Origin of the sequence: Pseudomonas faucium, assembly GCF_021602585.1 — a bacterium.
GTDB classification, from domain to species: domain Bacteria; phylum Pseudomonadota; class Gammaproteobacteria; order Pseudomonadales; family Pseudomonadaceae; genus Aquipseudomonas; species Aquipseudomonas faucium.
On the sequence record NZ_BQIP01000001.1, the window covers coordinates 291,023 to 310,945 of the forward strand.

Genomic DNA, 19,923 nt, shown 5'->3' on the forward strand with positions numbered 1-19,923 from the left:
CTCAAGCAACGCCCGCCTGGCTGAACGGCATCTGCAACGGGCGTTGCTCACCCAGCAACCAGTCGCAATAGCGCGCAACACCTTGCTCGACGGTCGCCATGCCAGCCGCGAAGCCCACGCTGCGCAGGCGCTGCAGGTCGGCGCAGGTGTAGCACTGGTACTTGCCGCGCAAGTGCTCGGGAAACGCCGAATATTCCAGCACGCCTTCGCGCAAGGCCGCCTGCAGCGTCAACGGCGGCAGGCTTTCTTGCCCGCGCAGGCGGTTGATGACCGCCAGGGCAACGTCGTTGAAAGCCTGGGCGCGGCCGCTGCCGACGTTGAAGATGCCGCTGAGCTGCGGGTGATCGAGGAAGAACAGGTTGACCTTGACCACATCGTCCACTGACACGAAATCGCGCAGGTGGCCGCCGCTCGGGTAGTCGCCATACTGGCCGAACAGGCTGACCTTGCCATGGGCCTGGTACTGGTTGAAGCAGTGCAGCGCGACCGAGGCCATGGCGCCCTTGTGCTGCTCGCGTGGCCCGTAGACGTTGAAGTAGCGCAACCCGACGACCTGGCTGCGGGCAGCGGGCAGGTGCCGGCGCACATATTGATCGAAGAGGAACTTGGAGTAGCCGTAGACGTTCAGCGGCTGCTCATGTTCGCGCTGCTCGCGAAACACCTGGCCTGCGCCGTACACGGCTGCCGAGGAGGCGTACAGCATCGGCACCTGTTGGGCCTGGGCGGCGCTGAACAGGTCACAGCTGTAGCGGTAGTTGTTTTCCATCATGAAGCGGCCGTCGCCTTCGACGGTGCTGGAGCAGGCGCCCTGGTGCAGCACGGCGCGTACCTTGCCGAACTGGCCTTGGCGCAGGCGCTCGATGAAGTCGTGCTTGTCCAGGTAGTCGGCGATGTCGCAGTCGGCGAGGTTGCGAAATTTGTCGCCATCGGTGAGGTCATCGACGGCGATGATCCGGGTTTCGTGGCGCTGGTTGAGCGCCTTGACCAGATTGCTGCCGATGAAACCGGCGGCGCCGGTCACGATAATGGTCATGCCTAGTCCCCCAGTGAGGGTGCGAAGTGCTCAGTCTGGGGGAGGAGGGGTGCAGCGGTATTAATCTGGATCAATGTTCGCGCCGGGCGCGTCGTCATCCCACTGTCATGTATTGAAATTTATTATTTCAATTTCTTAACACTCGGTTTCTACCCACATGGCAGACCGCATGATGCTGGGCCCGGTCCATGGGCATTCGGAAGCGGATCTCTATGGACTGCTGTATGGTTTCGCCTTCTGCCCGGGTCAGGCCGCGCGGGAAATCGACTCGGCCGAGGCCTTGCAGCGCCTGCTGGAGCCGGCAGACAACGATGAGTTCATGTGGCTGCACCTGAACCTTGCCCATGCCGCCTGCGAGCGCTGGATGAGGAGCCACCTGGACCTGCCCGAGAGCTTTTTCGAGACCCTGCGCGAAGGTTCTCGCTCCACCCGCATCGAACATACCGACGGCGCCTTGCTGGCCGTGGTCAACGACATCGTCTTCAACTTCGGCCTGGTCTCGTCGGACGTCTCGACCCTGTGGGCCTGCGCACGCCGCCGGCTGCTGGTCAGTGTGCGGCTGCAGCCGCTGCACTCGGTGGACAAGCTGCGGCTTTCGGTGAAGCAGGGCGAATGCTTCGGCTCCACGGTCGAGCTGCTCGCGCACCTGCTGGGTGACCAAGGCGACCTGCTGACCCAGGTGGTGCGGGAAACCACGATGAAAGTGGACGGCATCGAAGACCAGTTGCTGTCGCTGCGCCTGAGCGACAACCGCGCCGAGTTGAGCAGCCTGCGCCGCGTGCTGGTGCGCCTGCAGCGGCTGCTGGCGTTGGAGCCGGGGTCCTTGCTGCGCTTGCTCAACCGCCCACCGGACTGGTTGCGCGAGCAGGACCTGCGGCAATTGCGAGCGGCCACCGAAGAGTTTGCGGTGATCATCAGCGACCTGACTTCACTGGTGGAGCGTATAAAGCTGCTGCAGGAGGAGATCGCGGCCAAGCTCACCGAGCAGAACAACCGCACCTTGTTCACCCTCACGGTAGTGACGGTGCTGGCATTGCCGATCAACATCATCGCCGGCTTCTTTGGCATGAACGTGGGCGGCATTCCCTTGGCCGACGACCCGCATGGGTTCTGGGTGCTGGTGGCGTTGGTGGCGACCTTTACGGTGCTGGTAGGGCGTTGGGCGTTCATTATAACTACACTAAATGAATATTTAGTGTAGTTATAATTTTGGCTTATATATGAGTCAGGGGAGGCGGCGTGCCAACCACACCGTCAGGCCGCCAGAATCCGGGTCTTGCGCGATATGGTCCAGCACCTCGAAGCCGTGCTCGTGCAGCCTGGCCCGGTATTCCTGCGGGTCCAGGCTGGCGTGGTACAGCGTTTCTCCCTGGAATTCACCCAAGGCCTCGCCATGTGACGGGCCGCTGGTGAACATCAGCAACGCACCTGGCGCTGCATGGCGTTGGAAAACCGCGAACATCTGGCGCTGGTCATCCGGCTTGAGGTGGAAAAAGCTGTTCCAGGCCAGGATGCCGGCAAACTGGCGCGCCAGGTCCAGCGTGCGCATGTCGGCCTGCAGCCAGTGCTGGTTGGGAAATTGTGCGGTGCACAGCGCGATCATCTGCGTTGAGGAATCCACGCCAACGACCGACAGGCCAGATTCGATCAGAAAACGCGCCACGGGTTGGCCAGAGCCACAGCCTAGATCCAGGACGGTAGCCGCAGGCTGCAGCAAGCCGTGGAAGCGTTCGATCCATTTGCGTTCGATGAGGCGATTGCCGCGCAGGTCGTTCCAGGTGGAAGCGTTGCGGTCGTAGAGATCGATGATCTGATCTGCGGATGGGTGATGCGGCATGCTGACGTCCTTGAATCGGGAAAAGCCATTCTACAGGGGGTCGTGTGTGCTGCAATGTAGCTTGGGTGTGGCCCGTGTGGAATATGTGAATGTGCGCATAATGCATATTATGTTAAACCAGATGCTATGTCAGGAATGTTCATGTGTCAGCGTTTCCTAATGATCGGACTGTGACCGTCACTTAATGAATGGAATGGCGCGCTCTCAGGCAACCAGCTGATTTCAATGGTTTTTTCGTTCGCCCTCATAACCTGTACCACTTGAAAACGTAATTATTGAGTGGAAATCACTCTTCGGCCCGCCTGCATCTACAGATTTTCCACCCATTAATGGCGAAACGAACCATGTTCGCGCCCTATCTTGTCCACTTATTAATTGATAGCTTTCCGGCGCTGTCGCGCTGGAGGCGCTGTATCACGGGGGTTCGAATGACAGAGGCAGCAAAAAAATCATCCAAATTTTTTTCCGCTCATTACTGGTAATGAATGGAATTTACCGATTACATCCGCTTGAGCAAACGCTTTCTTGACGCGCCGAAGATGTCAACTTAACGTAAAGATCAGTCCCAGTTATGCGGAACGCCCGAATGCATCCTCGCCCAATATTTAATGATCGTATGTCCGTAGAGATTCCTCTGCAGGATTTTCTGGAGCACTACGCGCCTGTTTCGGATTTCCTTCAAAGTCTGCTCGCCCCTGATAGATATTTTACTGACTTTACTTTGGTTCGCAGCTTCTTAGCTAAATATACGGATGAGCAAAGCACGTTCTTATCTTACAGGCAGTCTGCTGAGCGTCTTTTGCTCTGGAGCTGGCTAGTAGCAAATAAGTCAATTCTTGATCTGTCGGCCCTGGAGATCAATGACTTCATTGCTTTCAATAAGATGCCGCCTGACAACTGGCAAACAGCGTACCCCCGAAAACGCTTCGTGAATGGGGAGGACGGAATTTCATTCAACGAAAATTGGCGACCCTTCAACAATGCGCGATCACTCTCGATGTCAAACAGCTCTATAGTACAGCTACTCCGAATATGCAGCTCTCTTTATAATTACCTGCTGGCTACCGGGAACGCTTTCGTCAACCCGGTTGCAGTCCTAAATTCAGTGCACTCAAAGCGCGAGAAACCCTTTCGTGCACCCAGACCAGCATTAGCTTTTGATTTGTGGCAGTTTGCAAGTCAGCTTGCAGTTGAGTTAGCTGATGAAGATCAGAGGCATGAGCGAGCACTATTTATCGTTATGTGCGCATACCACTTACGCGTCCGTATTTCGGACTTAGGGGGTAGTAATCGGCAAGCCCCGTTAATGACCTCTTTTTTTAAGCGTCGCGATGTATGGTGGTTCAAGTTAGATAGTTGCGTGCACGAGATAATTCCGATTCGAGTTCCGCTAGGTCTCCTACCGTACCTGAAGCGTTATCGATTAAGCCGCGGACTGCCTCCATTCCCTTCAGATAAAGAGGACGTCCCTCTGTTAGAGACCTCATACGGGAGGCCTGGTCTCAGCGCTCGACAAGTTCGAGAGCTTGTTAACGTTTTCTTCGCACTTATTGCTGACAAGATGGAAGCCAGTGGTGTCACGAAAGAGCGATGCCTTCAGCTAAGGACTGCCCCTTTTGCAATTCTGAAGGGGGCTGGTGCGCGCGATGCCGCGCTAGCGGAAGATCAAGCATGGTCCCGATCGGATTTCCGTCCGTTGCGCTCCGGCGCCTCAACGGAGTAGTTGAGGTAACTCATTCTGAGTACTGCAATATTCGATAATTGTCAGAACCGAATATTGCAGCACCGGAGGTTCAGATGTACGATTCACTAGCATCCCGGGATTTCCAATGGCTACTGCAGTTTCTCCATTTCCGCTTTTTGAAACCCACGACCGGTTTCAAGAGTTAAACCATAGCAATTTGAGTGCTGAGCAGCCTCCGGTCCTCGAGTTTCTCAAGTCATTCCCTGAAGCCCTTCAGCCATTTGAGGGATATCTAGCTGTCCGCAGTTTTCTCCGATCGTACGGTGGTAACCAAGCGACTTTCAATTCCTACCGCACCCATGTGGAACGAATGCTTCTGTGGTGTCTCATCGTGGCAAAAAAACCGCTGCTGGAGATGAAACGCCAGGATGGCGAACGTTTCATGGAGTTTTGCATCAAGCCTCCGGCTGAGTGGATCGGTCCAATCGTCAAGGCCCGATTCAAGCGCATCGGAGGCCGCAAGGCTAAAGACACAGACACGTATATTGCCAATCCTCAATGGCGTCCTTTTTTCTTTACCACCAGTAAAAGATCCGCGAAAATTGCAAAAGAGACACTGCGCGAGCTTGAGCCGCAGTCACGCAAGCTGGCTCAAGACTCGATCGCCCAAATCTTTGCGGTATGCGGTAGCTTCTTCCAATTCTGTACTGATGAAGGCCTGACTGAAAGCGTTAACCCCATTCGAGCCATTAAGCAGAAATCCAAGTATAAGCAGCGTGTTTCCGGGACTCAAAAAGCTAAATCTTTGACTCCACTCCAATGGAGCTACGTTCTTGATACGGCTGAGGGCATGGCGAGCTCTGATCCGGATAAGCATGAGCGCACCTTATTCATCATCTCAACGATCTTTTCGATGTACCTCCGTATCTCTGACTTAGCCGGTCGTGATAACTGGCTACCTTTGATGAGTGATTTCCGGAAGGACTCATCCGGCGCCTGGTGGTTTCACGTAATCGGCAAGGGTAACAAAATTGCCAAGATTAGCGTTAAAAATGAATATATCGATGTCTGGATGCGTCGGTACCGTCATTATCTAGGCTTAACTGCTACCCCCACCTCGGATGATGCAACACCCCTCCTCCGCGCTCATCATGGACGAGAAGGATTGTCTGAAGGACATATTCGTGTTTTGGTGCAGAGTGTCTTTGATGAGGCCCTAAGCCGAATGAAGGAGGAAGATCGAACTGAGGACGAGATAGATGCCCTACGTTCTGCCTCGACCCATTGGCTACGTCATACCTCAGCAACCTTCGATGCAAAAGTTCGTAATGATAAAGACCTGCAGGCTGATTTGCGTCACGAAAGCTTGTCCACTACGGTGAACAATTACTACCACAGCATTGACGAACAACGTCACCGGTCTAACAAAGATTTGAGCATTGTAGATCGTGATCTCTGAATAGATGGCGATTACCGTGGTCGTCTACCTCTTCACTTTGGCTAACCTACGCTCCGTCCTGGATGGGGAGCGCTATGAACTGCACCTGTGTGAGGATTGCTTTTTCCAAGTATTGGCTTACCTCAAGGAGTAGCATCGTTGGATAACAGGTCACGCTGGGCCAGCATCCGTTCATGCTGTGTACGGTCTTCGTTGCTCGTATCCCAAGCCTGGCATTCAATTATGCTGATCACTTGCGCCGACGCGCAGAGCGCAATAGCCTTTCAATTCGCCAAGGTTCTTGAGCAGGCAGCCAAGGTTTTCGGCAGTCTGCCGCTTGCCGAAGAACGTGGAACAGGCAAGGCTGCGTCAACAGTGTATCCCGGCACACCAGGCACCCGGCAGATCTTATGCCTCTCACTCTGGTGGTAACCAACGATGTACCTCTGCCCTGCCCCTTTTGCTCACGCCGTACCCTCAAAGACCTCCATGCCCAGCGATAGCATGCGCTCACTCATCACAGGTTCAGCGAGAGGCGCTAGCGCATCATTGAGAGAGGTCCTGGAAAGAGCTCATCCCAGCCAATTCATCTTTGATTGTCTGAAAAAGACCCTCAATGTCCAGGTTGGCGTCCCGCGCGACGTATGTGGCTACGAGGATGGTGAGCGGGTGAACGTCGAGCGTACCCGCTAGCTGATTGATTTTCTCCAGCGTAGGGCTTTTCAGGCCTCGTTCCAGTGAGCTGAGATACGTGCGGCTGCTCACGGTAGAGAAATCTTCTTGCGTGAGATTTCTACTATTTCGAACCTTTTTGAGCGCAAGGCCGAACGCGATACTGAGTTCCAATTTTACGTTCCCACAAAAGGAACGATGAAGCGCTATCGAATCCTATAGGGCTACAATCTATAGTGTTCATTTTGAGGGCTTGCCGATGTTCACTACCTATCGCCACACTGAAATGGTAATCGAAGGGCTTGAGGGTCATGGTCACAGCCAGCTATGGCGATGCGTTGAGCAGGAGCTGATTCACCCATGGTTCTATCTGCAGGTGAGCCGCAAGTCAGGGAGTCAGGTCTCAACGTCCATGATGATGGTCCATCATGCCCAAGAGCTTCGAGATCTCGTTGATTGTCAATCCAGCCACACATGGCTTGATGAGGTGATGCTGGTAACGCCACCACATACCAACCGGCAAGCTCGATGGATGATGGAGAAACTTGAGAAATTGAGTGTGCTCAGCTCAGGGGGCACCAATGACTTTGAACTGCAATACGAGGTCAAGGGCGGCCATAGCTACTTTTTGAACGGAAGCCACGACCCCCAAGGCTTTTCAACAAGTCATGTCCTGTTCGACTCCACTAATGATCTCCTCAGTCAAAAGTGAAATGCTTGTGAGGCCTCTCCTCCACTGACAGCAGCATTCACGGGCATTCGAGGCCACTTGGTAAATATCCCAGGGCATTGGGTTTTCCGCGTGGGGAGGAGCTGTGATCAGTTCCAGATCTATCAATTCTTCAGGCCAGGTTACTGACGCGAGGAGCAGATGAAGGGGCGACGTAAAGCGAAGTCGGCAAAGTGGAAGCAAATTTCGCAGTTCACCCAAGATGCCAGAGCGATCTTGGAATCTGACATTTTCAGCCAGCGAAGAGGAAGATTTCTCTCGCGTGCGGAAGCTGCTGGGAGAGATGCTGAACCCCTTGGGAAACTTGCAGGAAACGTGTTGCAAAATAGAAGAGAGGCTGGCCATTCGGAGATCTGAAGAAGCAAGGCTTAAAATTACTAGATGACATGGAGGCGTCAGTCATATCTGTCGCAGAGTCTATTTCGAACCGTATCAAGCACATGCCCAAGGGTAAGCCCTTTGTTGGTGCAGTTTTCGCGCAAGCCGGCTCCCGTTCTGCGGTAAACAAAGCGCTGTCTCGTATGGTCCTAAGTGGCTTCCTAGAGCGCGTTGTTCACGGCGTATACATGCGCCCCAAGAAGAGTGAATACTCTGGTAAACAGGTACGAGCCAATCCGATTGCAGTTATGAAAGCGGTTGCAAGGGCTAGAGGCGAGACTATCCAGATCCATGGCTCAGAGGCCGTGCGCTGGCTTGGACTGAGCACTCAAATGCAGGTTCTGCCGACGTATTACACCAGCGGATCGACGCGTGAAATTAAGGTCGGTAACGCGGTAGTTCGGTTACATCATGTGTCACGGCAACGACTCCAGCTAGCTGGCACGAAAGTAGGAATAGTACTGACTGCTTCATTTTATCTTGGGAAAACAGGGCTGACTGAGCAAACGGTAAGGAAGATCGCACACTCGCTTAGCCCTGAGGAACACAAAAAGCTCATGGCCTGCAAAATGCCTAAGTGGATGCGATCTGTATGGGCCGGCTCCGCTTACGAGAATGAAGGCTAAAATCGTACGTTCCACCCTCCACCAAGCTGGTAACCGCGAAATCCACAGCAACGATTTCTCTGGTAACCGCTTGCGAAGCCTGATGATTGGTTCAGCTCACATAAGTAGCGCGACAAATAGCGAGGACTGAGCCGTCATCGCCTTGCAAGGATTCGACCCAGGGGCAAGTTGAGCGCAGCGAAGGAATTGATAACGCCGTCCAATACGAAGTCGAGGGCTCGTCCGTAACCTTGATGCAAAGATGCATTGTCGAACCCTTGATCCTGAAGACGCTGCAGCGACGCGCCTACCGCATCGTGAGCATCTGCTATACGCAGATCGTTTGCGACGAAGAGCATGGCGAGGTCAGGGTTGCGATTATCCCAGCCTTCGGGGCATTCAACGCGAGAAAACGCATCAATCGCCTCCTCTTCTGCATCGAGGCGTTGCAGGATATTCAGCAGCGTTTGTAGCAGCTTCAAACTGCCTCGCTGCACGATCTTGGCGCGGGGTACACCTGCCGCATGCAAAAGCTGCTTGAGAACACCATCGGGAAGCCGTTGACACAGCTCGTGGATGGATTTGCAACGCGCTAGGAACGCCTGTTGCGTCAAGGCCAACGGGGCAACCTGCGCGAGCTTGGCCAACTGGGGGTAATGCAGCCAGCCATTGTCTTTGATATCGCTGCGCCGCAAACCGATGAGTTCTTCCGCAGGCTTAGCAATGCCCAGATGGCCAGCCAGTGCGGACAGGTTATCGGCGAGGTTCAGCAACTGCACCAACAGCCGGTCGACCTTAGCGACGACGTGCTCAGCCCCAAGGTCATGATCACCGATCTGATGCGGCGGCACTACATGAGCATGGGCATGCAAAATTTCTCGATCTGGCAGTCCTTTGTACAGCTCTCGAAGTTGCACCTTGATCAAATTGCGGCCGACGCGTTCGCATCCGCTGAAAGCCCACTGGCCAAGGTAGGACGGACTACAGTGCCAGAAGCCATGGAGGTTGACTGGAGTCGTGTCGTAAAAATGGCTCTGTTCATACCGTTCGAGGAATCGGTCATCCAGATAGAGGGTAACTGCATTGAAGATGTCATTGGCGCGGGCATGTGTAACAGGCTCTTGGACACCAGGCCAGAGCAGGCCTTCCGCGGACTGCTGTGGCGAAAGCTCGCACGACACCGCTTCCACGGTGGCCCAAACCTGGAGCAGCAACCCGCCATTGTCCACCCGAATATCGCCGTCCAACCAGGTGCCTGCGCTGCCCAGCTCAACAAAAGCTCGGCCATTCATCCAGGCGCGCAATTCCGCGCCCGCTTCAAGCCGCGCCTTGTAATAGAACTGACGGACACCTCGCCCTCCGCGCAGCCAGAGGTAACGGCGCAGATAGTCATTGGACATGTGCCATCGCACATGGCGCGAGGCCTTGAAATAGTACTGGGCGGAAATCTCACCTTCGGCCACATTGAATTCAGGTACGCCCAAGTCATCGTAGGCTATTCGCTGCTGTTCATTACCGAAACAGCGCGGGGTCAGACCGAGTGCCATCCATACCTTTTCCGCAAGGTTGTAGGTGTAAAAGGCGCTGTTGCCCCAAGAGGCCACGATGTAGTCGTGCCCGCTCACACTGGGCAAATACCGGCTCACGCTACCCTTCTCGCCCAGATCCGGGGTCGAGAACGCCACCTGACCCTGTTCGGTGTGCAGGCTCGGCACCGGTTGGCCACTGTCCGGGACTACAGCCATGACCATGTACACCGCCTCGTCGGAGATGCCAAGCCCTTCATTTTCCGTGAAGCAGGTGACCTCGACACGCAGTTCGGGGTCGGTGCCGATGGGCAGAAGAAGCTCGTGTAAACGCTTAGGCAGCAGGTGTTCGGGGAGGGGGAACGCGGCGACATAATCCATTGCGACTGAATCCTTTAATAGTTGCCAAACGGGGGCTCAGCTCTTCTTACTGGCTGGACACCCAGCAGCAGCCACCGCTGCCGGGGTATTCGATCCAGGGGGGCATTGCCTAGCGAGCGGAGCGCTTATCCTTTGACTAGACGCAAGTGAGCCGCGGAAGTCGGGCGCGAGATGTCGGCATCCCCGCCCTGCCCCTTCAAGACATTCAGCATCAGGCCAAAGGTCAACTCGTTGATCTCCTCAGGCGGAATGGCCAGCTGCGCGGCCACCGCCGATTTGCTCAGCCCTTCGGCCCGTAACGCCGCGAAAATCTTTTCCAAAACCACCGAGCGCTCATGTTGCATCGGCTGCGGCTCATTGGTGCGGTAGCCTTCCTGGGCAATCTGAATGCACAAGGTTCGATAGGTCCAATCCGAGCTGAGGCCAAGGCTGTGCAAGCGATAGTTCAATGCGGCAACCGAGACGGCCCAGACCCGCTTGAACTTGATCAAGCTGTTCAAGGTGATCGAGCGCGGTGCACTTGCCAGTACGCTAGCGCGCGGCATCAGAAATGCCGACGCGAATGCGTTAGCTTCGCGCTCCAAATCGGGGCCCTGGGGATGGGCGTGCTGGTGCATAACCAGATGGCCCAATTCATGCGCCGCATCAAACCGGCATCGTTCCGCTGACTTATAGGTGTTGAGGAACATGAACGGGCGCCCCCCACTCCACATGGAGAATGCGTCAACTTCCTTGGCGTCGATGGCCAGGGAGTAGACCCGAACGCCTTTCGATTCCAGTAACAGAATGAGATTTTTAATTGGTTGCTCACCGATCTGCCAGTGTGCCCGCAACATTTCAGCAGCGACTTCCGGGGCTTGATCGGGACCCGCCACTCCATCCACGGAAGTCTGTGCAGCACGTTCGCTGCCCAAGTCAGGCACATTTATCGGAGGAAGATCGAAGCGTGATTCCAGCCATTCGTTGAGAAGAAGCGCAATCGCACCGGCGCCTAACGCACTGTCACGCAGGCCGGCTGACATTTTTGACAGCGAGCGAAAGCTGGCCACGTCAGGCGTGGGTATTTCAGGATCGTCGCCGAAAAAGAACGCTTCAGGGAAACCCAGTGCCTGGGCAATCCGCGTCATCGTGGCTGCTTCAGGTTCTTGTGTGCCACTTTCATAGCTCGATACAGAGCGCTCGGTCACACCGATACGGGATGCGAGCTCCCGTTTTTTCATACCGCGCCGCCGTCTGGCTAGCGCAAACCGCAGGGAGTTAAACATACAGAAAATCAGGCGTTCTTACGGCGGATGTCAATTTCGATGTCAGCACCGCTCGGCGTCGAGAGGGCAGTGAAATCATCATTCAGGTCAATGGGAGACAATAGGATGCGTTCAAACCAGGCAGTAATTTTCCCGCCACGGCCAATACTCGCTGGACGGGACAGCTCCAGGCGAATTTCATTTTTTACCGTGTCCGTGTGATGTAGCAGAATCCAGGTTTCGTGTCCGTCAGCCCCGTGGGGGCTGCTCAATTGCGGGAGCAACTCGGCAAACATGTCCAATTGGCGGTTCTGCTGGACCGCATCGACGGTGCTCTTGCCCTTTTTGGAACGGTTGGTGGGTGTGCACGACGAATTCCCTACCCCAGCGTCAGCCGAGGCGACGGTGAGGGCAAGCAGAAGATCCGGGTGCACGGTCAGCGGGTAATTGGCATTTTCGTGGGCCATCCAACCGAACGGGCGCAACTGATCACGCAGCGAGCTCACTATCCAGCCCCACATTTCCATACCCGGGAAAATCCCGGGGTGATTGGGGGTCAGCCTGACCCGGTGCAAGTGGCCTTGATAGACAGCTTCGGCGATCGCCTCGGCTGGCATGCGCAACTGGCCGAGACGGTCAGCCACTTCGACAACACCTTCGTAAACCTGACAAACATGCATGCCAACTTCCTCCAGGGGACGCGCTTCCGGTTATCCTCCCTCTTTTGAGGGATAAAAACAAGAAGTCCTGACCTGCAAGCAGCTGTTCTGCTTACTGCTGAAGTAGCGCTGCAAGCCAGTACCACCACCCCAGCGCCGCCTTCACCAAATCCAGGGTCTGTACGTCCAGCTCACTTAACGCCACCCCTCCCGTTGCAGCACCCACTGCGTTCACAACGCTACTCCCATCGATTGTGGCAGCTCACTCGCTACCATGAGCTTCGACGGGAAACGTCGTTGCCAGAAGTGACGTCAATGTAAAGGGTCGAGCGGCTTTGACCTGCGCTTCAGCCTATAACTGCCGAGCATTCACTGACCTGTTCGTGCGCAGCGATAGCGGTCTCGTATTTCGAGCACCGCCGCATGCCTTGCTCCCAACCGCCCCATTGCCAACGCCGCAGCTGAACTTTCTCGGCAAGGCATAAATGCTATTGCTGAGCGGATTGGATCCAAGGGTCGACGGTGGCACAATGCCTGCGGACGCCGCAGGGTGAGGCTGCCACAAGCATGAGCGCTGCGGTGGCTGATGACGTTGACGTGCTGCCGAATGGTCTCACGTAGCCACACACAATATCCGGCACGGCAGCAGGCAGAAAACTTGGCCCGCTGGGAACAATGGCACGAGGTGCAATGAACGTGGATGTAAACCAATTGGCAGATTTCGCCGCGCTTAAGAAACTGGCTGCGGCCTTGTGGCAACAAGACGGGACATTCCACGGCGCTGCCATCATGGTCGGAGCGGGCTTTAGCCGGAGCGCCGCCATCAGCGGTAATCCAGCGCAAAAAATGCCCTTGTGGTTCGAGCTCTGCAAGCAAATGGGCGAGGAATTGGGCTCTTCGAGCTCCGACCTGCTACGCCTGGCGGAAGAGTATCAAGCGTTCTTTGGCCCTCAGTCGATGCATGACAGCCTGAAGACGGCCGTCAATGACCAGGCATTTCAACCTAGCGCCCTGCATGACGACTTATTGCGGCTGCCGTGGTCGGAAGTGTTGACAACCAATTGGGACACACTGTTGGAGCGCGCTGCAGCGGCGTTACCGGAGAGGGTTTACCACGTGGTGCGCAAACAGGAGGACTTGGCAAGCGCCAGGTCTCCGCGCATCGTCAAACTGCACGGCACCATCGTGCTCGATAACCATCTGGTATTTACCCAGGAAGATTACCGGAGGTATCCCGCTCGGTATGCCGCTTTCGTCAACTACGCCCGGCAAGTGTTCATTGAAAACGAACTGTGTTTATTGGGTTTCTCCGGCGAAGATCCTAATTTCCTTGCCTGGGCGGGCTGGGTCCGCGATCACCTGGCTGGACATGCGCGTCGTATCTACCTGGTGGGCGCACTTGGGCTCAACGCGGCCAAGCGGAAATACCTCGAATCGATCAATATCGCTCCCATCGATTTGGCACCGCTGGTCGCCGATTATGATGATCCAGAACTTGCTCATCGGGAGGCCACCAAGCTATTTCTCCAGGCCCTTGTTAGCCTCGAGCCGAAGGCCGAGAGCGCTTGGTCACCGACTTATCTCAACCAGCCAATCCAACAGAACAAGCACATCGATGCGTTCCTGCGGGAACAGAATTACAAGTGGTTCGAAGACAGCCTTGCAACCTTACAAGCGGACCGAAGCAGCTACCCAGGGTGGTTAGTCTTGCCGTCCCATCTTCAAGACCGCGTCCTTGAACAAGCCACTTTCCATGCTTTCTCAGCCAGTAATCTGCGGCAACTGCCGGAGCAGCTGCGCGCCCGCCTGATCTACGAGCGTATCTGGCGCGGATACCTGGCACACGATCCGCTCGATGCTGAGTTTTCTCAACTGCTGCTGGACACCGTGCTCGACGAGCAAAGCCCGCTTTCCAAACGAGAGCGGCTGGAGGGCGCGGTGTTGCTGCTGAAAAATCAGCGCTGGGCCGATGTTATTTCCGACTCATGGAGTCGCGTGGAGCATTTCATTGAGTCCAATACCAAACACTGGTCCGACGCGGCGAACGAGATCGCCTACTACCGGGCCATCCAAGCACGGGATGCGTTCGACTATGAAGCACTGCAGGTGCAATGTGACCGGATTTCCATCGACGAACCCTGGTGGAAGCTGCGCAAAGCCTCGCTGCTGGTGGAACTCGGCACGCTCAATGAAGCAAGCCTGCTAGTCGCGCAGGCCTATCGCGAGCTTCTCGTACTTCATCACCAAAACCGGCGATCACTGTCCCTGCTTTCTCGACTCGCCTGGGCCCATTGGCTTTATCATGTGCTGGACCTCGCAGGACAGGCGTTGCCCTTCCCTTCCCTCTATCGAGAGCATCGTTGCGATCCCTGGGCGATCCTCGATGACCTGAGGGTCAGTATCGATAATGCACTCGATCGGCAGCGCAAAGACAACGCAGTAGTACCCAACTTTGCCCCTGGCAGCTATCGCGACGGATCCAGCAGCGTGACTTTCACCTCCGGTTTACATCCCCTGATCGTTATGACAGGGCTGTTGGACACGGTAGGCATTCCACTGCGCTGGCAACAGACAAACTTGTTTTGTCGCCAGGCGGAAAAGTTGGTCGACCTGGACGGCGTGGACGGGCTCTACAGCTTCTCGCTTGCTGTGCGGGGTGCGAGCACAGAGACCGCTGAAATCATCAAGAAAACATTCAGCAGACTGCGAGTCGCGCGCTTTGCGTACTCGCAGGTCGAGCAACTCGCCGATCAGTGCGTGCGTGCGATCAATTACTGGAAAGCAAGAGCCGCCGAGCGAGTTGGCCCAGGCCGGCACGCTGCACTACCCAACCTGCGTGTATTCATCGAAATCCTGGCGCGCATTAGCGTCCGACTGCCTCCTGACCGCTCCCGACAGTTATTCATATTGGCGACCGAACTCAGTAAGCAACCCGCCCTGCACCATCTTTGGCTGAAGGACGCCCTGGGCCACTTGTTGCGGTATTCGCTAGAGAGTGTCCCTGAGAATGAACAGGCCGACTTGGTGCAGTACGCACTCGAGGTGCCATTGGCGCACGAGATCGGTCTCAGTGCTAACAACGACTGGCCGAATCCGGTGATTGAAAAACCCGGAGAGCGCCTGGCGAACCCTGTCATCGATCGGCGGATCGCACAGATCATTCAGTCGGTGAACGCCGATAGTAAGGACACCGGCGCAGCCTTGATCAGACTGATCCCGTTGCTGGATGCGAACTACCTTACGCCGTCAGAACGCGATAGTTTGCTCCAGCAAGTGTGGGGCAGTGACCCCGCCAATCCCCTCCTGCAGGGCGCCAACCGATTGTTCGCTCATGCCTTGCTCAAACTTCCGAGCCATCAGCCAGAGAACCTCAAAGATAGCTTGAGTGTTAAGCTGTTTGAGGCAGGTGCTGAGGGTCTGTTCGAAGAGGAATTGTTGGAAGATTTGATCAACTCGGTGGGCTCTGTCAGCGCGGATATCAGGCCCAGCGCCGAGCAGGCCCGACGTTACTTCGAGCTGATGACACGCTGGCGGCCGAAAGCGCAAAGCCAGCTGGAAATGGCGTTCTCGCACGGTGGCGAGCAAAGGAAAGGCATACTGATCAGTAAAGCGTTGGGCCTAGTTGTGGCGCCTCACCTGGGAGGCCTGTCCAGCGAAGCGATGTTCGCCCAGCTCGACCTATTTTACCGAGAAGTCCAAGCACCCGGAGCATTGGTCGCGTACATCTATTTCGCCGACACAGATCCTGTTGCCTCCCTTGTCGAGAAGACTTTGCGACATGCGCTGCAGCACCAAGATGCCAAGTTCGTAAGCTATGCCGCTTATGCAATCCGCGAATGGCGCACGCGAGTCGACAGCCCCATCACCCGCCGGCTGGTGAGCTTGCTTGTCATGCTTTTTGGCCCGCAGCGCCTGAGCGCACTGCCGGAGATCATCGAGTCATTGCGTACGTTGCTTGAGCGCGGTCGGCTCTCCGCAGAGGAATCCGGGTCATTGATCGACACACTGCCAGTGGTGTTTGATTGCACCCGATATGAAGCGACCGGCGACCTCGGGCATGAGGCCGCTACCATTTCGATTGTCAGGACCAAGTGTGTGCAGCTGGCTCGCAGCCTCAGCGCACACCGTACCGAACCCTGCGGAGAGCTCGCTCGCGTCATGGTCGAAGCCAAGGAGGATCCATTGCCTGAAGTCCGGTTCGCCTAGGCAAGAGCGCAAACCGAATACTCTGGACGATGCTGCTGGCGCGGTACGCCTTTGGTCCGTTAGGCGGTCTACTGCCGTTTACCCCGCAATGTGACTGCTAACTTCAGTGACGTAGTTAGCTGCTGTCTATTAGCGCGGACACGTATGTAGTGCACGGCCCGGTTGGTTAACGCGATGATCCGCGAGGATCAGTCACTCCAAGACTCTGCCTCTCCCCGGGCGTGTCGGGCCAAAGCATCTTCAAGCAGCCTAAGCGTCTCCAGCTCACAATTATTCATTGCGCCGACGTCGAGGTGATCAAGCCACTCAGCGCAGCGCGCCAATCCCATCATCTGTTCCAATGCGGTTGATGAGATGTAGTCGGTGCGGGTTGAGCGACCACCACTGTGTGAGGTCCGGAAATTGACGTGTCCTCGTGCAAAGAGGAGGAAGCGGGCTTGCGTGGTGACGTGGGACTTGACCCAGCGACGTCCGCCATCACCACCGACACTGTAACGGTTCAAGTCGATGAGATAGGAGGCAAGGTTCTCATCAGCCAGGAACGCATCCGGGTCACGTTCTGCTAACTGTTGCAGCGCTTCGACATAGAGGGTTTTTAACTGCTCAAATCCGGCATCATCGAAATAGCCGACATCACCCTTGCGGCGCAGTCCAACCTCCCCTCCCAGCAACTGATCCATGACGACCAGGCCTGGTCCCGCGGCGAAGGCCTCGATGACCAATTGACTGCGGGTGCGCTCCAGTTGATGCCGTTCAAGGAACAGCCTCAGCAGACGGGTGACCTGCAGACGCGGCGACCAGTTGGTGAAGGACATGCGCCGTCCAACATGATCGCCGGCGCGCAGCAAAGTCTGCACCACCGCGAGCGACTGATCGAGGGGGAACTCGTCCACTAGGCCGAGAAGTCGCTGCAGGATTTCCGCCTGACGCTCCTCTTCATGACCGATCAGCAGTGCGGTAAAGGCCACCGGATCGGTAATGCGTCTGCCAAGTTCGTGTAGCAACGAATTGGGGATGTCCGCCAGAGGAATTGAGAGCTCGAAATAGCGGTCGAACACCTCATCGCAGCACACCCGTGAGCGGGCCAACCAGCGCAGTTGGTCTGTTTGATCGTAGAAGGTGTTGGTCAATGCCCACTCCAGCGTGGGGAACATCGCTTGAAGCAATTGCCGTATGGCAGATTGATGAGGAGAAGGTGCCAGGTTGACCAGCTGATCGATTATTTGGTTTACGCGCGCTTGTTGTGGCTGATCCTTCCGGGCGTACGGCTCGCTGTCAGTCAACAACGCTTTGTACCGTGGTAGCTCAGCGTAAGTCTCCGGGGCAAACACTCGTAGGCATTCCAACGCAAACAGATCGACCGCATTGACCTCTGCCACTTCGGTGCCGCGCAGCAGGCGACAGTGAAAAGCCAAGGTCGAGGTGTACCGGTAAACGTGACGTAAATTGCGAAAGAACGGTCGCATCCCGCGCTCGAACATCTGCTCCCAGTACTCTTTGTCGAAGCGCTCCTGCAGTTGCGGTTCGTCGGTCAAGATAGCGTCCAATCGGCTAAACAAGATCGTCTGTAGCTGACTGTTTGCAATGGCCGGTACGCTGAGAGGGGCTTGGATGATCTTCTCCAGGTAATCCGCCCCCTTGAAGCCGACCTGGTTCAGTCCTTGCTCGACCGTATCGCGCTGGAACAGCAGCAGGAACACGACATTGGCGAAATCCATGTGCGCCTTAATTAGCTGAAACATCGCCTTCATTTGATCGGCCGACAACCGATCCAGATCATCCAGCACGATCAACAGCGGCTTAGTAGGCGCGCTCAAGAGTTTCTGCAGCTCAGTGCGAATTTCTCCGAGGGTTAGTTCATTGTCCTTTGCTTGCTGATCGAGACGTTTGGAGTGATTGGTCATCGTCCCGGCGAGCTTTTTTACCTGCGGTGCAAGGGTACCGAGCCAGCTAGCGGCGCTGAGGAGCCATATTGTCACCTTTGCCGCGTCGCCTTCGGCCACACTGGCCAGCGCGGTAGTCACCAGCGCCGAACCGAGCAACACCGGCGTCCATTTAGCAGTCGTGCTGAGTACGCCGGCGCCGGCATTCAAGTACCGGCCATAATGACGCAACAGCTTGGCAAGCTTTTTGTCGTTACCGCCGGCATCCTGGCGCTGTACGACACGGGAGATTTCTTCGAAGAACGCGCTGCTCAATTTCTCTTGGCTAGCCCACTGCCAAGGATTGAATTCGATCACCTGGCAGCTCTGGTCTGCTTCGAGCTGCTCCAGAGTCATATTTTTGATCGAACTCTTGCCACTACCCCAGCCCCCCGTCAGGCTGATCACCAAGCTTTCCTGATTTTTCCACGAGCTAATCGCCAGTGCCAGCCGCTGGACAAACCCGGCGCGATCGAGGAGGTCATATTTCTTCAATAGAATTGGACGGTCATCGGCGAACTTCAAGTCATCATGGTTCATGGGGCGGCTTTCCGGCAATCGAGGCTATGGAGAGTTCGGTGTAGTCAGGCGCGGGGGCCGCGTGGCATATCAGGGGCGGCTGCGTTGAGGCTTCTTCTTAAGTGCCTCTTGAAGTTGCTCGAGTTGTGCCTCCAGGGTATCGGCACGCGACTGCTGTGCCACGGCGCTGTACTGAGTCTCGGCGAGCAGAGTCTGCATTTGTTGGAGGCTGTGTTGCAGGGCGTGGCTATGCGCCTCCGCTTTCGCAGCGGCTTGGTGCATCTGACTGAGATTCTGATTCAGCGCCTCATTCTGTGCCTCCGCAGTTGCACGCTGCTCACGCGCTTCAGCCAGCTGGCGCTGCTCAGCTTGTAGCGACTGTTGCAAGGTGAGCATGCGGGCATTGGCATCCTTGAGCTGGATGGCCAGCCCTTTACTATCCTCGCGAGCCCGATCGATTTCACGATAAGCTCGATCCTCGACATCACGGGTGTAGAGCTGTTGTGCCTCACGAGCCTGCTCGGCCTGTTCACGGCTTTCGTCCAGTAGCTGACGCACCTTGGCCACGTCAGCGTGAGATTCGTCACGCTGCGCCTGAAGTTCGTCGCGCTGCGCACGCAGGTCATCGATTTGTGCCTGGCGCTCGGCTAACAGTTGCTCCAGGCCGGCCAGGCGGCTCTCCACGCTTTGCCGTGCGCTAACGGCCTCAGATGCCTGCTGGCGCGCCTGCGCTACGTCCAGCCGGGCACGGGCTTCCAGCGCCCCCACCGCTTCGCGCTCTTCGTTCAGCACTTGCCGTTGGGAGGATAGTGCCTGCTCCGCCACGCCCTGGGCCAGGGTAGTGGCTTGCTGCCAAATCGCCCTGAAGGCCTGCGCTACTTCTGCCGGCAGGCCCGGCAGGCGCGCTTCGCCGCGCAGCCGGGCGGCCAGTTGCTCCCACCATTGATCCAGCAAGGTACCGACCCGGGCCGGACTGCCGCGCCCCAGCTCAAGGCGTACCCGCTCCACCGTCGGCCTCTCGCCGCGGGCGAGGACCGCGTCCGCGGCGGCAAACACGTCGTTTTCTGGTACGCCCACTGCCATGCCCTA

General features: G+C 56.3%; 13 protein-coding genes. 5 read left to right on the top strand and 8 right to left on the bottom strand.

What is annotated here, in order from left to right:
• Window position 1: 1 nt before the first annotated feature.
• Window positions 2-1,033 carry an ADP-glyceromanno-heptose 6-epimerase gene (gene rfaD, locus L6D75_RS01410; RefSeq protein ID WP_176511167.1) on the bottom strand — a complete coding sequence of 344 codons (1,032 nt, stop codon included), beginning with the start codon at window positions 1,031-1,033 and terminating at the stop codon, window positions 2-4.
• Window positions 1,034-1,205: 172 nt separating this feature from the next.
• On the opposite strand from rfaD, the gene L6D75_RS01415 reads away from it, so the two are divergent.
• Window positions 1,206-2,234 (top strand): transporter, encoded by a 1,029-nt coding sequence (locus L6D75_RS01415; protein ID WP_176511288.1) that lies wholly within the window; start codon window positions 1,206-1,208, stop codon window positions 2,232-2,234.
• Window positions 2,235-2,258: 24 nt separating this feature from the next.
• On the opposite strand, the gene L6D75_RS01420 is transcribed toward L6D75_RS01415, so the two are convergent.
• Entirely contained in the window at window positions 2,259-2,870 is a 612-nt protein-coding gene (locus tag L6D75_RS01420) for a class I SAM-dependent DNA methyltransferase (RefSeq protein ID WP_176511168.1), read from the bottom strand.
• 1,829 nt (window positions 2,871-4,699) lie between these two features.
• Here L6D75_RS01420 and L6D75_RS01425 point away from each other — a divergent pair.
• Window positions 4,700-6,013 (top strand): tyrosine-type recombinase/integrase, encoded by a 1,314-nt coding sequence (locus tag L6D75_RS01425; protein WP_174369702.1) that lies wholly within the window; start codon window positions 4,700-4,702, stop codon window positions 6,011-6,013.
• 525 nt (window positions 6,014-6,538) lie between these two features.
• Here the strand turns inward: L6D75_RS01425 and L6D75_RS01430 are convergent.
• Window positions 6,539-6,838 carry a helix-turn-helix domain-containing protein gene (locus L6D75_RS01430; protein ID WP_174369656.1) on the bottom strand — a complete coding sequence of 100 codons (300 nt, stop codon included), beginning with the start codon at window positions 6,836-6,838 and terminating at the stop codon, window positions 6,539-6,541.
• An 85-nt stretch (window positions 6,839-6,923) separates the two neighbouring features.
• On the opposite strand from L6D75_RS01430, the gene L6D75_RS01435 reads away from it, so the two are divergent.
• Both L6D75_RS01435 and L6D75_RS01440 read left to right on the top strand, forming a co-directional pair.
• Window positions 6,924-7,376 carry a hypothetical protein gene (locus L6D75_RS01435; RefSeq protein WP_176511169.1) on the top strand — a complete coding sequence of 151 codons (453 nt, stop codon included), beginning with the start codon at window positions 6,924-6,926 and terminating at the stop codon, window positions 7,374-7,376.
• A 419-nt stretch (window positions 7,377-7,795) separates the two neighbouring features.
• On the top strand, window positions 7,796-8,398 hold the full coding sequence (locus L6D75_RS01440) for a DUF6088 family protein (protein ID WP_219824843.1): 603 nt from the start codon (window positions 7,796-7,798) through the stop codon (window positions 8,396-8,398).
• A gap of 134 nt (window positions 8,399-8,532) precedes the next feature.
• On the opposite strand, the gene L6D75_RS01445 is transcribed toward L6D75_RS01440, so the two are convergent.
• The 3 genes from L6D75_RS01445 to L6D75_RS01455 all read right to left on the bottom strand — a co-directional run bounded on the left by L6D75_RS01445 (window position 8,533) and on the right by L6D75_RS01455 (window position 12,208).
• The gene (locus L6D75_RS01445; RefSeq protein WP_176511170.1) at window positions 8,533-10,284 is read right to left on the bottom strand and encodes a hypothetical protein; all 1,752 of its coding nucleotides are present in this window, start codon (window positions 10,282-10,284) and stop codon (window positions 8,533-8,535) included.
• A gap of 125 nt (window positions 10,285-10,409) precedes the next feature.
• On the bottom strand, window positions 10,410-11,549 hold the full coding sequence (locus L6D75_RS01450; protein WP_176511171.1) for a helix-turn-helix domain-containing protein: 1,140 nt from the start codon (window positions 11,547-11,549) through the stop codon (window positions 10,410-10,412).
• An 8-nt stretch (window positions 11,550-11,557) separates the two neighbouring features.
• Window positions 11,558-12,208 carry a hypothetical protein gene (locus tag L6D75_RS01455; RefSeq protein ID WP_174369651.1) on the bottom strand — a complete coding sequence of 217 codons (651 nt, stop codon included), beginning with the start codon at window positions 12,206-12,208 and terminating at the stop codon, window positions 11,558-11,560.
• 669 nt (window positions 12,209-12,877) lie between these two features.
• Here L6D75_RS01455 and L6D75_RS01460 point away from each other — a divergent pair.
• Complete coding sequence (locus L6D75_RS01460) at window positions 12,878-16,393, top strand: SIR2 family NAD-dependent protein deacylase (protein WP_176511172.1); 3,516 nt, start codon at window positions 12,878-12,880, stop codon at window positions 16,391-16,393.
• Window positions 16,394-16,581: 188 nt separating this feature from the next.
• Here the strand turns inward: L6D75_RS01460 and L6D75_RS01465 are convergent, their stop codons facing one another.
• Complete coding sequence (locus tag L6D75_RS01465) at window positions 16,582-18,855, bottom strand: KAP family P-loop NTPase fold protein (RefSeq protein ID WP_176511173.1); 2,274 nt, start codon at window positions 18,853-18,855, stop codon at window positions 16,582-16,584.
• Window positions 18,856-18,924: 69 nt separating this feature from the next.
• Window positions 18,925-19,917 carry a DNA-binding protein gene (locus L6D75_RS01470; RefSeq protein ID WP_176511174.1) on the bottom strand — a complete coding sequence of 331 codons (993 nt, stop codon included), beginning with the start codon at window positions 19,915-19,917 and terminating at the stop codon, window positions 18,925-18,927.
• Window positions 19,918-19,923: the final 6 nt, after the last annotated feature.